The sequence below is a fragment of the Streptomyces sp. SAS_281 genome (assembly GCF_052542855.1).
Genome location: NZ_JBMNDO010000157.1, coordinates 1 through 15,393 on the forward strand (window position 1 = coordinate 1; position 15,393 = coordinate 15,393).

The 15,393-nt window shown below is 71.7% G+C and carries 10 protein-coding genes; 8 read left to right on the forward strand and 2 right to left on the reverse strand.

The genetic code is table 11. From position 1 onward, the window contains the following. Positions 1–73 precede the first annotated feature (73 nt). A complete protein-coding gene (locus ACN6LM_RS34780; protein ID WP_445069376.1) occupies positions 74–1,129 on the forward strand; it encodes an LLM class flavin-dependent oxidoreductase in 1,056 nt (351 codons plus the stop codon). 68 nt (positions 1,130–1,197) lie between these two features. Here the strand turns inward: ACN6LM_RS34780 and ACN6LM_RS34785 are convergent, their stop codons facing one another. Together ACN6LM_RS34785 and ACN6LM_RS34790 are read right to left on the reverse strand one after the other, a co-directional pair. Next, positions 1,198–2,307: a branched-chain amino acid aminotransferase gene (locus tag ACN6LM_RS34785; RefSeq protein ID WP_445069377.1), complete on the reverse strand. Its 1,110-nt coding sequence runs from the start codon at positions 2,305–2,307 to the stop codon at positions 1,198–1,200. Positions 2,308–2,369: 62 nt separating this feature from the next. Beyond that, positions 2,370–3,485 carry a cytochrome P450 gene (locus ACN6LM_RS34790; protein ID WP_445069378.1) on the reverse strand — a complete coding sequence of 372 codons (1,116 nt, stop codon included), beginning with the start codon at positions 3,483–3,485 and terminating at the stop codon, positions 2,370–2,372. A 305-nt stretch (positions 3,486–3,790) separates the two neighbouring features. Here ACN6LM_RS34790 and ACN6LM_RS34795 point away from each other — a divergent pair, with 305 nt between their 5' ends. The 7 genes from ACN6LM_RS34795 to ACN6LM_RS34825 all read left to right on the forward strand — a co-directional run bounded on the left by ACN6LM_RS34795 (position 3,791) and on the right by ACN6LM_RS34825 (position 15,350). Further along, positions 3,791–4,447 carry a response regulator transcription factor gene (locus ACN6LM_RS34795; RefSeq protein WP_445069379.1) on the forward strand — a complete coding sequence of 219 codons (657 nt, stop codon included), beginning with the start codon at positions 3,791–3,793 and terminating at the stop codon, positions 4,445–4,447. A gap of 60 nt (positions 4,448–4,507) precedes the next feature. Continuing rightward, the gene (locus tag ACN6LM_RS34800; protein ID WP_445069380.1) at positions 4,508–5,620 is read left to right on the forward strand and encodes a DUF6421 family protein; all 1,113 of its coding nucleotides are present in this window, start codon (positions 4,508–4,510) and stop codon (positions 5,618–5,620) included. Between the two features lie 68 nt (positions 5,621–5,688). Continuing rightward, the gene (locus tag ACN6LM_RS34805; RefSeq protein ID WP_445069381.1) at positions 5,689–7,608 is read left to right on the forward strand and encodes a non-ribosomal peptide synthetase; all 1,920 of its coding nucleotides are present in this window, start codon (positions 5,689–5,691) and stop codon (positions 7,606–7,608) included. Beyond that, positions 7,608–12,947: an amino acid adenylation domain-containing protein gene (locus ACN6LM_RS34810; RefSeq protein ID WP_445069382.1), complete on the forward strand. Its 5,340-nt coding sequence runs from the start codon at positions 7,608–7,610 to the stop codon at positions 12,945–12,947. Before ACN6LM_RS34805 ends, ACN6LM_RS34810 begins: the two co-directional genes overlap by 1 nt. Next, positions 12,944–13,198 (forward strand): acyl carrier protein, encoded by a 255-nt coding sequence (locus ACN6LM_RS34815; RefSeq protein ID WP_445069384.1) that lies wholly within the window; start codon positions 12,944–12,946, stop codon positions 13,196–13,198. The genes ACN6LM_RS34810 and ACN6LM_RS34815 overlap by 4 nt, the downstream gene beginning before the upstream one ends. Before the next feature lie 32 nt (positions 13,199–13,230). After that, positions 13,231–14,175 carry a chlorinating enzyme gene (locus tag ACN6LM_RS34820; RefSeq protein WP_445069385.1) on the forward strand — a complete coding sequence of 315 codons (945 nt, stop codon included), beginning with the start codon at positions 13,231–13,233 and terminating at the stop codon, positions 14,173–14,175. A 20-nt stretch (positions 14,176–14,195) separates the two neighbouring features. Beyond that, the gene (locus tag ACN6LM_RS34825) at positions 14,196–15,350 is read left to right on the forward strand and encodes an alpha/beta fold hydrolase (RefSeq protein ID WP_445069386.1); all 1,155 of its coding nucleotides are present in this window, start codon (positions 14,196–14,198) and stop codon (positions 15,348–15,350) included. Positions 15,351–15,393: the final 43 nt, after the last annotated feature.

Here is a 15,393-nt window from a genome sequence, read left to right on the forward strand (position 1 = left end):
CCCCCGGTGCCCGGCCCGGTCCGGGCCGGGCACCGGGGGCGCCGCCTTCCGGCCCGACCGACCAAGGACGGCAATGATGGACTTCAGCCTCTTCTTCTTCGCCGACTCCGGTGGCCGCCCCGGCGAGACGGGGAACTACCGACTGCTGCTCGACGCCGCCCGGTTCGCCGACGAGCACGGCTTCACCGCGGTGTGGACGCCCGAACGCCACTTCCACTCGTTCGGCGGGCTCTACCCCAATCCAGCGGTCACCGGGGCCGCGATCGCCGCGGTGACCAGCAGGATCGGAATCCGCGCGGGCAGCGTGGTCGCCCCGCTGCACCATCCGGCCCGGATCGCCGAAGAGTGGTCGGTGGTCGACAACCTCTCCGGTGGCCGGGTCGGGGTCTCCTTCGCCTCGGGCTGGCACGCCCGGGACTTCGTACTGCGGCCGGAGAACTACGCCGACCGCAAGGGGGCGCTGGTGGACACCGTCGACGCGGTCCGCCGGCTCTGGGGCGGCGAACAGGTCGACTTCGCCGACGGAAACGGTGAGAAGCGGGCAGTACGGGTCTTCCCGGCACCGGTACAGCCCAGGCTCCCGGTCTGGATCACCAGCGCCGGCTCCCCCGACACCTTCCGCACCGCGGGCCGGCTCGGCGCGGGCGTCCTCACCCATCTGCTCGGCCAGGACGTGGCCGAACTGGCGGAGAACGTCGCGCTGTACCGGCAGGAGCTGGCCGAGCACCACGGCAACGACGCACCCGGGCACGTCGCTCTCATGCTGCATACCCTGGTCGGGGACGACCGGGACCGAGTGCGCGAGCAGGTGCGCAAGCCGCTCACCGACTATCTGCGCAGCTCCGTCGATCTGATCGTCAAGGCCGCCTCCGGTCTGCTGCCGCCCGGGCTGGACGTCGACCGGCTGCCGGAGCGGGACAAGGAGTTCCTTCTCGCCCACGCCTTCGACCGCTACTTCACCGGCAGCGGGCTGTTCGGCACCGTCGAGGACGGGGTCCGGACGGTGCGCGCGCTGGAGGCCGTCGGCGTCGACGAGGTCGCATGCCTGATCGACTTCGGGGTGCCGCACGCCGAAGTCGCCGACTCTCTGCACCGGCTGGCCGAGCTGCGGCTCGCCACCGCGTCCTGAGCGGAACGCGAACGGCGAAGGGCCCCTCCGAGTGGAGGGGCCCTTCGCCGTTCCGTCCTGCGCGGTGCTCAGCAGACCTTGCGGATCCAGCCGAACGGGTCGGGCAGGCGCCCGTACTGGATGCCCAGCAGTTCCTCACGCAGCCGCATGGTGACGGGGCCGGGCTCGCCGTCCCCCATGGTCCAGCCCCCCGAAACGCCCCGCACGCGGCCGACGGGGGCCATCACCGCCGCCGTGCCGCAGGCGAACGCCTCGGTCAGCTCACCGGCCGCGCACTGCTCGCGCCACTCGGCGGTGGAGATCCGGCCCTCACCCGCCTCGATGCCCAGGGTGGGCGCCAGCTTGAGCAGGGAGTCCCGGGTGACGCCGGGCAGCAGGGTGCCCGTCAGCTCCGGAGTCATGATCCGCGGACAGCCTCCCGGCGGGGTGTGTACGAAGAAGAGGTTCATACCGCCCATCTCCTCCACCCAGGTGTGCTCCACCGCGTCCAGCCAGACCACTTGGTCGCAGCCCTTCTCCAGGGCCTCCCGGGAGGCCGCGAGCGCACCCCCGTAGTTGCCCCCGACCTTGACGAAGCCGGTACCGCCCGGGGCCGCCCGCGAGTAGTGCTCGCTGAGCCAGACGGTCAGCGCCCGCGGCTTCTCCCCGCCGCCGAAGTACGCGGCGGCGGGCGAGGCGATCACGCAGAACAGGTAGTCGGTCGACGGCTTTGAGAAGCCCAGCCCCCGCTGGGTGGCGATCATGAACGGGCGCAGGTAGAGGCTGGTGCCCGGGGTGGTGGGCACCCAGTCGCGGTCTTCGGAGACGAGCAGTTCGATGGCCCGGACGAATACATCCTCCGGGATCTCCGGCATCGCCATCCGGCGGGCCGAGGAATTGAACCTGGCCGCGTTCACCTCCGGCCGGAACAGCACGGTCGCCCCGCTGTCCTGCCGATACGCCTTCATCCCCTCGAAGAGCTCTTGGCCGTAGTGGAAGACGGAGGTGGCCGGGTCCAGCGTGAAGGAGCCGTACGCCTCCAGACGCGCATCGTGCCAACCCGCCTCCTCCGACCAGCGCATGGTGACCATGTGGTCGGTGAAGTGGGCGCCGAACCCGGGGTCGGCGAGGATCGCGTCCCGCTGGTCCGCCGGCGCCGTCTCCCGGGTCGGAAAGATGTCGAAGTCGATGGTCACCACTGGCCTCCAGGCAGGTAGGACGGAGCGTCGGGGAACTGGTCTCGGGGAACGGCGGTCGCCGGTCAGGCGCGGTGGTGCACGGTGCAGGGCAGGGCCGCGAAGCCGCGCTGATGCGGGGAATGGACCCGGCGGGAGTGCCGCAGGTCGATCTCGTAGCCGTCGACGACGGTGCCGATCTCCTCCAGGGCGATCCGCATCTCCAGATTGGCCAGGGCGGAGCCCAGGCAGTGGTGCGGGCCGCGCCCGTAGCTGATCAGCTGGCTGGTGTCGCGGTCGAGGTCGAAGCGGTCCGGGTCCGCGAAGACGCTGCGGTCGCGGTTGGCGGAGGCGGGCAGCGCGGCGATCCGGGCCCCGGCCCGCAATTCGACGCCGTGCAGTACCAGGTCCCTGGTCAGGGTGCGGGCGGTCATCTGGCTCGCCGAGTCGTACCGCAGGGTCTCCTTGACCCACTCGTCGGCCCGGCCGTTCAGGCCCTGCCGCTGTACGTCCGGCAGCAAGTGGCCGTGGTACCAGGCGTTGCCCAGGGTCTTGCCGGTCGACTCGTTGCCCGCGCTGATCATCAGGAAGAGGAAGGCGACGATCTCGGCATCCGAATGCTTCGTGCCATTGACCTCGGCCTCGATCATCCGGGTGGTGACGTTGTCGCCGGGGTGGCGGCGCATGTGCTTGACGAGGTCGACGAAGTAGTCGGCCAGGCGCAGGGCCGCAGCGACCGCGTTGGGGCCGCGCTCGTCGGAGCCGTCCGCGCGTTGGTTCAGCTGGTCGGTGTCGGCCCGGATCTGGTCCCACTCGTCGGCCGGCACCCCGAGCATGTCGCAGAGCACGTCGTTGGGCACCGCGGCGGCGTAGTCGGCGGCGAAGTCGAAGCGCTCCAGGTCTCGCAGGGGCTCCAGGCGTTCCCGGGCCAGCTCTCGAATCCGCTGCTCCAGGCCAACCACCCGGGCCGGGGTGAACATCGAGCCGACCAGACCGCGGTGCGCACCGTGTTCGGGCGGGTCCATGGCGAGGAAGAGGCTGGTCTTGACCGCCTCCGGGCCCCAGAGTTCGGGCTCCAGGGAGATGCCGTTGCGGTTGGAGTACAGCGCGGCGTTGCGCAGGACGCCCTTGACGTCGGCGTACCGCGAGACGGCCCAGAAGTCGCGCTCCTCGTTCCGGTAGAGCGGCGCGTTGTCGCGCATCCACGCGTACGTGGGGTAGGGGTCCTCATGAATGGCGTAATCGAATGGGTCATAAGCCGGCACTGGCATTGCCGAGGCCGATTTTTCAATGCTCGAAACGCTCGTTCCCATCAACGCAAGCTCCAATTACCGGGCCGACAGAGATCCACCGTGAAGCTAGGGGGGCGTACTCCTGTCCGTCGCGTCCCGGGAATCGGGGGCACCCCCTGGCGGCGGCCGGCAAGTGTCCAACACCGGGAGTTCTGACAGGAAGGAAATGCTGGTAGAACTTGCCGCTGCCATAACCGCACCCCCGGAGGGCTTAAATGATTCGGATTGACATTCTCACGAACTCACCGGTCTACCTGGTCGGTCTGGCCCAGAGCCTGAGGAACTCCGGAATACAGGTGGTCGCCACCCGCAGCTCGCTGGAAGAGGAACCGTTCTGGCTGGCCGACGCCCTGGTGGTCGACGCGGAGGCGCTGCCCGGTGACGGCCCGCGGCACGTCTCCGCGATGGCGCAGAACGCCACCGTGCTGGTGGTCAACCAGCAGATGCCGGAGGAGGCCGAAGCGTACCTGTCCGCCGGCGCGGTGACGGTGGTCGCCCGGCGGGAGCCCGCCGAGCGGATAGCCGGCGCCATCCGGTCGGTGATCGGAGGTCCGGGCCGCCGACCGGAGCCGGTCGCCCGCGCCGCGCGGGAAAGCGCTCCGGGCGGACCCAGGGACCTCAAGCTCTCCGGTCGGGAGGAGCAGGTCCTGCGGCACATCTCGCTCGGTATGACACACAGCCAGGTCGCCACCCGGCTGGGCATCAGCTCGCACACCGTGGACACCTACGTGAAGCGGATCCGCGCCAAGCTTGGCGCCGGAAACAAGGCGGAGCTCACCCGGGCGGCGATGCTGCGGGCCGGTCACGGCACCGGCTCAGACACTGGACACACGGACCGGCTGACGGCTGTTCAGGTGTCCGTCCCGGCTTGACCTTAGATGACCGAGGGCCGCCAGGATCGTGCGGCCCCGCAGAAGTGTTGAGGGAACGCTATGGACGAGATGGAACAGATCTTCGGCCGGATCAACCGGATACGGCAGGACCTCCCGGAGCGCTCCCTGCTCCGGGACGAATCGACCCTGAAGGAACTGACCCGCCGGCTGGAGATCTCCCCGGCGGTCCGCCGGCTGCCGGCCGTGCAGGCACTGCTGGAGGACCTGAGGGGCTTCGAGCCCGGCAAGCGGATGGAGGCGGTCAAGGCGCACATCAACGGGCGCCGGGACAATCACCTGTTCTCGCTCTTCGACGCCTCGTACTTCCCACGGCTCAGCCTGGACTACCTGACCTACCGGACCCTGCCGTCGGATCCGCACCTGGCGGAGCGCTACGCCAGCCCCACCATGCCGGTCACCATCAGCGGCCGGACCGAGGGGTTCGGCTCGCGGGTGGTGGTCGCGCTCTTCCCGGAGAACCACCTCGACGGGATTCAGCGCCCGGACGACCTGATCTTCTACTTCATCGACAAGTTCGTGGAGCGGCACGAGAGGATCACCCGGCGCCTGATCGACGAGGTCATGGAGCCGGGAGCCTTCCCCACCCTGCGAGGTGCCCCCGCCGAGGTGGTCGAGCAGGCGTCGTCGTGGTGGGTGCGGCTGCACGAGTACCACCACCGGCAGGGCGACATGCCCGTACCCGACTTCCTTCCGGCGAAGAAGGCCAAGCCGCTGGCCGGGCTGGAGGAGTTGCGGGTCGACGTCTCCAGCATGCTGGCCTGCCTGCAGGACGACCGCTTGCCGTCCGGGCCGGCCCTGCTGGCGTACGAGTACATCCTGGCCGAGCGGCTGCTGCGCTACGCGGTGGAGGGCATCCCGCGGCCGAACTACGACGCAATCGCCTCCCAGTTGCTGTTCAACTACCTGCTCCAGCACGGCGGTATCCGTCTGCACGAGGGGCGGATCGTCCTGGACCCGGGCCTGCCCGCCGTGCTCGAACGCTTCCTCGGCGAGATCCAGGACATTGAGGCCCGCATCCACCGGGCCCCTGTCGAGGAGGTCCGCCGCGATCTGCTGGCATTCACCAACGACTACACCGACTATGACACCGAAATGCGCGACTACCGGCACATTCCCTTCTTCGCCGAGGTCAAGCAGCGTCTCGGAGTCTGACGACTGGGCTATCGCTCCCCGCTTTAGGGGACATCCGGCGCACGGGAGGGCTGGCTAGGTTGTCAAGCATGGACGTTCAGGCCCTGTCTCACAGCATGCTGGCCCGGGCCGAAAGGACCCCGGATGCCATCGCATACGAAAGCATTGCCACTTCCGGCCTTGTCAGCACGCTGACGTATGCGCAACTGGCGGCCCGAGCCGGCGCACTCGCCCGTCGAATATCCGTCAGCGGGGACGGCCCGGTACTGATCGCGCTCCCGGCCGGCCTGGAATACCCCGTGGCGGTCTTCTCGGGATTCCTCGCCGGGCGGCCGGTCATTCCGGCCTTTCCCCCGGACCACACCTCCATCCCCGACCGCAGCCGGCTCGCCGGGATCATCGCCGACGCCCGTCCCGCGGTCGCGGTGGCGGCCGGCGAGCACGCCGACCTGGCCGTGCCGACGGTGCTGCGGGTGCCGGGGCCGGAGGCGGACGGCACCGCACCGTATCCCGTCTCCGGCCAGGATGTCGCGGTCGTCCAGTACACCTCGGGAAGCACCGGACGGCCGCGCGGCGTGCTGGTCAGTCACGAGAACCTGGCGGCCAACACCAGGGCCATCGCGGACGGCTTCGGCCTCGACCCGGAGTCCCGGGCGCTGACCTGGCTGCCGCCGTACCACGACATGGGGCTGGTCGGCGGCCTGCTGACGCCGGTGGCGGCGGGGATCCCGATGCGTATTCTGCAGCCCGGCGACTTCCTCAAGGCCCCCCTCTGGTGGCTGCGGCAGATCGGCGAGACCGGCGCCACTCACACCGGCGGCCCCGACTTCGGGTACGACCTGTGCGTCCGGCGGGCCAGCCGGGACGATGCGCTGGAGGGTCTGGACCTGTCCACCTGGCGGGTGGCCTTCAGCGGGGCCGAAACGATCCGGCGCCGCACCCTGACCGAGTTCGCCCGGAAATTCGCCCCGGCCGGGTTCCGGTCCGAGGCCTTCCTGCCCTGCTACGGCCTGGCGGAGGCGACCCTGATGGTCAGCGCCGGCCACTGGGACCCGACGGCCGGCGCACCGGACGCCCCGGTCAGCTGCGGCCGTCCGGTGCCGGGCCAGCAGGTCACCGTCGTCGGCCGGGAGGACCTGGCCCCGGTGCCGGACGGTACCGAGGGCGAGATCTGGATAGCGGGTCCCCATATCGCCGCCGGCTATCTCGGGCACGGGGACGGGGAGGCGTACGCGGAGCTCGACGGCGTGCGCCACCTGCGCACCGGCGATCTCGGCCTGCTCCGGAGCGGCGAACTGTACGTCACCGGCCGGGCCAAGGACGTGCTGGTGCACCGCGGAGTGAACCACCACGCGGTGGACGTGGAGGCCGCGGCGCTGGACGCCGTCGGCCGGACCGGCCGGACGGCCGCCGCCTTCCTGGTGGAGACCGCGGCCGCAAGCGTCCCCGTGCTCCTGCTGGAGGTGCAGGGCACCCCCGGCGAGGACCTCGCGGCTGAGGCCCGGGCCGCCGTGCTGGCCCGGACCGGACTACGGCTCGATGTCGTGGCCCTGGTCAGGCCGCGCTCGCTGCCACGCACCTCCAGCGGCAAGGTGCGCCGTTCGGCGGCCCGTGAGGCGTTCCTGGCGGGTGCCTTCGACCGGGCCGTGACCGTGGGCCTCCCGACGGCCGAGTCGCCGGCCGCCGGCCACGCGGAGCAGGCCGACGCCACCGTCTGCGACCTGACCGCGCTGGTGTGCGGGGTGCTGGCCGGCACCGGCGAGCTGGACTCCTGCCGTCCCGAGGACGAGCTGGCCGCCCTGGGAGTCGACTCGCTGCGGGCGGCCGAGGCGGCCGCCGTGCTGGAGCACGCCCTCGGCCTGGACGTCCCTCTGGAGACCCTGCTGACCTCTGCCACCCCCCGGCAGGTGTCCGACACCCTCCTGGCGGGCTGGAGGTCCGCCGGACACGGCACGGACCTGGTGCGCAGGCGCGTGCACAACCTCTACGAAGGTGCGGGAGCACAGTGATGGACCTCGATATCGGGCGTAACCTCGTGCACAGCTGGCGGGCCGCCGTCCCCCGGGCCCCGCAGGCCCCGGACGCGCCGGCTCCGCTGACCAAGGCCCAGCGCGGCATCACGGTCTTCGAGCGGCTCCATCCGGGTACCCCGGTCTTCAACGTGCGCTTCGCCGCCCGGCACACCGGGCCGCTCGACGAGGCGCGGTTCGATCGTGCCCTGGCCGACCTGGTGAACCGGCACCCCAACCTGCGCAGTGAGTTCCGGCAGGCCGATGGCAGCACGGTGCGGACGGTCGACGGATCTGCCGCCCTCACCGCCCGGTGGTCGGACCTGAGGCACCTGCCATCCGCCAAGCGCGAGCAGGAGGCGCTGGAGCTGGCCGGGCGGCTGGCCGCGGAGCCATTCGACCTCGAACAGGCCCCGCTGGCCAGGGTCGACGTCATCCGCATCGGCGACGAGCAGCGTCTGCTCCTGTTCACCGCACATCACCTGATCTGTGACGGCGCCTCCATGCAGTTGCTGCTCGCCGACCTCGACACCGCCTACCGCGAGGGGCTCACCGGCGTGGTCCCGGTGCCCGCGCCGGCCCCGGCCCCGGACGGCGTGCTGGCCCACTGGCAGCACCGGCTGGCCGACCTGCCGGAGCTGGATTTGCCGACCGACCGGGCCCGGCCGGCCCGGCCCGGCTTCGGCGCGGACTCGGTCGAGGTGACCGTGCCGGCCGAATTGGTGGCGTCGGCCGAGGAGCTGGGCCGGGCGGAGAACGCAACCCTGTTCATGGTGGTGCTGGCCGCCTTCCAATGGCTGATCGGCGAGCACAGCGGCCAGTCCGACTTCGCGGTCGGCTCTCCCGAGGCGGGCCGCTCCCGGCCCGGCGAGCACCAGGTGGTGGGCCTGCTCTCCGATCTGCTGCTGCTGCGCGCGGACCCGTCCGGCCGCCCGACCTTCCGGGAGCTGCTGCGCCGGGTGCGTGCGACATGCCTCGACGCCTTCGCGCACCGCGGAGTGCCGTTCGAGGACCTGGTTGCCGCACTCGCCCCCGGACGCCACCTGGACGGCTCGCTCGTCCGGGCCAGCCTCTCCTTCCAGGGCGAGTGGGGGCCACTGCGGCTCAACGGCGCCGCGCTGCGTCCGGTTGCGACCGGACGCCCCGCGCTGCGGTACGACGTGGACCTGCATCTGTGGCGTCAGCCCGAGGGCCTCTGGGGCACCTGGGACTACAGCACCGAGCTGTTCGGCCAGGCCACCGCGGCCAGGACGGCCGCCCGGCTCCCGGTCCTGCTGGCCCGGGCGATCGCCGAGCCGGACCGCCCGCTGGACCGGCTCGACCTGCTGGCCGAGGAGGACCGCGCCCTCCTCGAACGCTGGGGCCGCGGCCCGGACACCGACGACCCGGACACCAGCCTGGTGGCCCTGTTCTCCGCGCAGGCCGCGCGCACCCCGGGCGCCGTCGCGATCGAGGACGCCCAGCGGTCACTGACCTACCGCCGGCTCGACGAACGCTCCAACCAGCTCGCCCGGCTGCTGGTGGAGCGGGGGGTCGCGGACGGCGACATCGTCGGCATCCGCCTCGGCCGGTCGGTGGACCTGGCCGTGGCGATGCTCGGCATCCTCAAGGCGGGCGGCGCCTACCTGCCCCTCGATCCGGCCTACCCTGCCGACCGGACCGGGTACATGCTCAGCGACAGCGGGGCCAGGACAGTGGTTACCGGCGCCGAACTGACCGAGCTCGACCGCCTGCCCGGCACCCCGCTCGACCGCGCGCCGATCCTGCCGGACCAGCTGGCTTACGTCCTCTACACCTCGGGCTCCACCGGCCGCCCCAAGGGCGTGCTGGTCACCCACCGCAACGCCATCCCGATGGTGCTGTGGGGCCGGCGGACGTTCACCGCCGAGCAGATGTCCCGGGTGCTCGCCTCCACCTCGATCTGCTTCGACGTCTCGGTCTTCGAGTTCTTCGGACCGCTGTGCACGGGCGGCACCGCCGTAGTGGTCGACAACGCGCTGTCGCTGCTGGCCGATCCGGTGGACGTGACAATGGTCTGCTCGGTTCCGTCCGCGGCACGGGCACTGATCGCGGCGGGCGCGCTGCCGCGCAGCACCGAGGTGGTCGGGCTCGGCGGCGAGGCGGTGACCGGCACGCTGGTCGACGACCTGTACGACACGGGGCACGTCCGGGCCGTCGTCAACCTCTACGGCCCTACCGAGGACACCACCTACTCGACCTACGCCGTACTGCAGCCGCAGGAGCAGCCTCCGGCCATCGGCGTCCTGCTTCCCCACGGCCGCGGCCTGGTACTGGACGAGGCGATGCGGCGGGTGCCGGTCGGCGCGGTCGGCGAACTGTACCTGGCCGGCCGGGGCGTCTCGCGCGGCTACGTCAACCAGGCCGCCCTGACCGCGAGCCGCTACGTCCCGGACCCGTACGCGCCGACTCCGGGCGAGCGGATGTACCGCACGGGTGACCTGGTCCGATACCGCGCCGACGGCGCGCTGCTCTACCTCGGGCGGCGCGACTTCCAGGTCAAGGTGCGCGGCCAGCGCATCGAGCTCGGCGAGATCGAGAGCACCCTGCAGCGACACCCGGACGTCCACGAGGCCGTGGTGTCGCTCCAGGACGACCGCTTGACCGGCTATCTGACCGCCCGCCAGGGCACCGCCCCCGATCTCGACGATGTCAGGGCGTACCTGCGCAAGACCCTGCCGGTGGTCATGGTGCCGAGCAGCCTGATGCTCCTAGACGCGCTGCCGCAGACCCCCAACGGCAAGGTGGACCGGCTGGCACTGCCCGCTCCGGCCGCGCCCGTCGGGCTCAGCGGGGAGCCACCGCGCGGGGCCGACGAGGAACTGATCGCCGAGGTGTGGCGGGAGGTCCTGGAAGTGGACGAGGTGTGCCGCGACGACGACTTCTTCGACCTCGGCGGCGACTCGCTGCTGGCCGGGGAGGTGCTCAGTAGGCTGCGGCCACGGGCCGGTGGCGCGCTGCCGCTGCGGTTGGTGTTCGAGTACTCCCGGCTGGCCGACCTGGCCGCCGCGCTGCCGGCCGCACCCCCGCCCGGCAGCGACACCGGCTCCGGGCCCGGCACAGTGCCGGCCCGGCAGCCGCAGGCCCCCTCGGTGCTCTCCTTCGACCAGCAGCGAGTCTGGCTGGAGAGCATGGTCAAGGGCGGCACCGCCTACAACGTGCACGGCCGCCAGTGGTTCAACGGGCCGCTGGACGTGCCGGTCCTGGAGCGCAGCATCCGGGCGGTGATCGGCCGGCACGAGGCGCTGCGGACCACTTTCCCCGCGGACGGCGGCATGCCGCAGCCGGTGGTGTCCGCGCCCGATCCGTCCTGGCGGCTGACCGTCCGTACCGCCGACGGTGCCGGCTCGGAGCAGGCGGAGCGTCTGGCGGACACCCAGGCGGAGACGGTCTTCGACCTCGCGGCGGGGCCGCTCTTCGACTGTCTGCTGGTGCGTGTCGACGAACAGCGCCATCTGCTGAGCATGACCATCCACCACATCGTCTCCGACGCACGTTCGGTCGGGCTGGTCCTGCGCGAACTGTCGGCCCTGTACCGGGCCGGTGGCGATCCGGAGCGTGCCGGGCTGCCGGAACTGCCCTTCCAGTACCTGGACTTCGCCTCCTGGCAGCGCAATGAGCTGAGCGGTGACCGGCTGACCTCACGACTCGACTACTGGCAGGCCGAGCTGGCGGGCGCTCCGGCCGCCCTCACGCTGCCCACCGCGCGTCGACGGCGGCCGGCCCGGAGTGCGGCCGGCGGGCGGGTGGCGGCCGAGCTGGGCCCGGTCGCCACGGACGCCCTGCGGCAGCTCTGCCGGGCCCACGACGTCTCCCCGTTCATGGCTCTGCTCGCGGCCTACGCGACCGTGCTCGGCCGCTGGTCGGGCCAGGACGATCTGGTCGTGGGCGTGCCGGTGAACACCCGGGCCACCGCCGGGGCGGATGCCCTGGTCGGACTGTTCGTCAACACCCTCCCGCTACGGATCGGCCTCGGCGGGAACCCGTCGTTCGGGGAATTGCTGGACCGGGTCCGGCGGACCGCGCTGCAAGGCTACGGCAGCCACGCCGACACACCGTTCGAAGCCCTGGTCAGCGCGCTCGAGCCGGTCCGCGACCCGTCCCGCACCCCGGTGTTCCAGGTCATGCTGAACATGATCGAGAGCGCCGACGCGCAGTGGCGGCTCCCCGGCATCACGGTCGAGACCCCGGCCCACCCGGCACAGCCCAGCAAGTTCGACCTGAGCTTGGACGTCCATCCTCACGCGGACGGCTACCGCCTGGAACTGCACTACCACGCGGAGCGCTACGAGGCCGCAGCCCTGACGTCCCTGCTCGGGCAGCTCGGCGCGGTGCTCACCGCCGCCGCGGCCGCCCCGGAGCAAGCCGTCCGGGCGCTGCCTGTGCACGAGGGGACGCCGGCCGGTCCGGAGGTTCCGGTCGACTTCCCGGGCCTCTCGGCCGGAGACAGGTTCGCTCCGCTGGCCGGCTCGGTGGAGGGCTGGCGTGCCGCCGCGGACGCCGCAGGCGCCACCCTGGTGCTGCCCGAGGTGCCGCCGGGTGAAGCGCCGGAGGCCCTGCTCGGCCTGCTGCGCGGCTCGGCGGTGACCGCCCTTGAGGTGGGCGCCCCGCTGCTGCGGGCCGTCACCGGTCACGCCCCCGGCGCGGTACTGCCGTTGCTGCGGCAGGTCTTCCTGGTCAACGATGGCTCTCTGACCGCCCATGACGTGGTGCGGGCCAGGAGCCTCGCCCCCGGCTGCCGGGTGGTGGCGGTGCACCGGGCAGCCGGCTTGCGGCCGACGGCGGTGTACGAGGTGCCGCCGCACTGGACTCCCGCTTCGGCCCCGCTGCGGGTACCGATCGGCGCGCCCGGCCTCGCCCCGGTCCGCACCTCGGCCGGGACGCCGGCCGCCGTCGGGGAATTGGCGCTTCTGCATTCGCCGGAGGGTGCCGGGAGCCGGCGGGTGCGGCTGCGGCCGGACGGCCTGCTGGAGTTCGCCGAGCCGGCCGACGGCCCGGACGTGCTGGAGACCGTCGCGGCCCTGCTGGACCTTCCCGGGGTCGCCGACGCGGTGGTCGCCGACGCGGTCACCGGCCCGGCCGGCGGCGCCCGCCGGCCTGCCGTGCCCGCCGCCTGGGTCTCCGCGCCGCACGCCGTGCTCGACCCGGCCGCGGTGCGCCAGCACCTGGTCGCCCGGCTGCCCCGGGACCTGGTCCCGGAGCAGCTGGTGCTGGTGCCCCGCATCCCGCTCGGCCCGGACGGCCGCCCCGACCCGACCGCTCTCCCGTTCCCCGAGGCTCCCGAGCCCGACCGCGACAACGACCACAGGAGTGATTCATGAGCACCCAGCAGACTGAGCCCGCGGCCGAGGGCATTACGGAGGCCCTTCCGGAGCAGGTCCTCGCCATCGTCCGCACCGCTCTCGGCAAACCCGGTCTCACCCCCGACGACGAGGTCATGGATTTCGGCGGCACCTCGCTGTCCGTCGTCCTCATCCTCTCCAAGCTGAAGAACGAACTCGGCCTCGACGTCGACCTGCGCGCACTGGACGGTTCCGTCACAGCCCGCAGTCTCATCCGCGCCGCCCGTTGACCCCTTACCCAGAGAAACGAGCTGACACTGTCATGACAGACGCCATCCAGACCGGATTCGCCCTCGACGAGGCCAGTCGCGAAACCTTCCGCCGCCAGGGCTTCCTCACCTTCAAGGTGCTTGAGGAAGAGGAGATGGAGCGTGCCTGGCGGACCGAGCGCCTGGCCCTGATGGACCGCAGCAACGCCGTCTACACGGAGGAGTGGGCGGTCTCGGGCAACACCAACATCTCCAACTACGACCGGCACCTGGACAACGACTTCCTGGCCGACCTCATCACCGACCGGCGCATCACCGACCGGGTGGCCAGCGTGCTCGGCCCGGACGTGCTCTGCTGGCGCAGCGAGTTCTTCCCCAAGTACCCCGGCGACGAGGGCACCGACTGGCACCAGGCCGACACCTTCGCCAACGCCTCCGGCAAGCCGCAGATCCTCTGGCCGCAGGACAGCGACTTCGGTGGCACCCTGACGGTCTGGACCGCCTTCACCGAGGCCACCATGGACAACGGCTGCCTGCAGTTCATCCCGGGCTCGTACACCTCGATGAACTACGACGAGGCCAAGGTCATGACGTACCGGCCGGACAGCATCAACCGGAACCGCAAGGAGGGCGGCGTGCGCCGCGGCTTCTTCGGCTACGACTACCGCGAGCTGCAGATCGATCCGGAATTCGTACCGGACGAGTCCCAGGCCGTGCCGATCGTCCTGCGCCCGGGTGAGGCGGTGATGTTCTGGTCCACCCTGATGCACGCCTCCTACCCGCACTCCGGCAAAACCGAGGACATGCGCCTCGGCTTCGCCGGCCGGTACGTGCCGACCTCCGTGCACGTCTACCCCGACACCGACGTGGTCGAGGAGTACGGCGGCAAGGTCAGTCTGGAGCGCTACGGCGCGGTGGTGGTCAGCGGCGAGAACCGGTACGAACACAACCGGATCGCTACACAGACCACAACCGGCCACCCGTTCCGCGCGCACTGACGATGACGACCAGGACATCAGTGGCGTCCCCGGCCGACGCCGCGACCACGGAAGCTCTGGCGGACCTGGTCGCGGCGGTCCGCCAGCTGGAGGGACTCATCCGTCAGACGGGCCCCTTCGCGCTGTCGGCCGGCACCTGCGACCGGGCCCCCGAACTGGTGAACGCCGTCTGCCGGGGACTCGGCGTCGCGCTCACCTTCGACGGACCGGACGACGACCATGCGCTGCTGGCGCTGGCCGCCGGGATCCGGCGGGCCCAGCAGGCGCCCGCCCTGGCCGCACTCGCCCCCGAGGAGGCGGCCCGCCAGGCCCGCGAGATCCGCGACCGGGACGACGAAGGCCTTCGGGTACACCACATCACCCGCCCGGACGGGGCCCGACTCGAGGTCGTCGAGACGGGCCCGGAGGACGCACCCGGAGTCCTGATCTCACCGGCCTGCGGCATGAGCCACCGACTCGCGCTGCCCTGGCTGCGGGCCCTGGGCACCGGGTACCGCTGCGTCGTGCCGCAGACCCGGGGCACCAGCGAGCCGTTGACCGACGACCCGACCGGCTTCGACCGGTACCGGCCGGGAGTCCCGGAACAGGCCGACGACCTCCTCGCGGTGGCCGATGCACTGGATCTCGGCCCCTTCCACCTCATGGGCATGTGCGGGGGCGCCGTCCCGGCACTGCTGCTGGCACGCCGGCGCCCCGATCTCTGCCGTTCGTTGAGTCTCTGGCACGCCGACCTGGAGCTGGGGCCGGAGGCCGCGAAGACCGAGCACCAGACCAACCTCCGTTCGTTGCTGGACCTGGCGGGCGAGTCCAGGGAGACGGCCGGCTGGCTCCGCGACCGGATCGTCAGTGGGCCGATGACCGGCATTCCGCCGGGCCTCGGCCCACTGGTGGTCCGGCCCTACGCGACTGGTGAACTCTTCTACCGATACGCCAGGTTGACCGGATCGACCATGCACTGGGACTCCCGGGAGACCGCCGCCGCGGTGACCCGGCCGACCCTGATCGTGACCAGTGCCGACGACACCACCGCCCATCCGGACGGGTCGCGGTGGCTGGCCGGGCTCCTCCCGGACGCCCGGCTGACGGTCACGGAGCACGGATCCCACCTGGACGCCTTCCGGGCCGATCCCGGCCAGCAGGAGACGCTGCTCTCCTTCCTGCGTGAACGGCACTGACCCGTAAGACGACGGAGCGGCCGGCGGAAGAGAACCTTCCGCC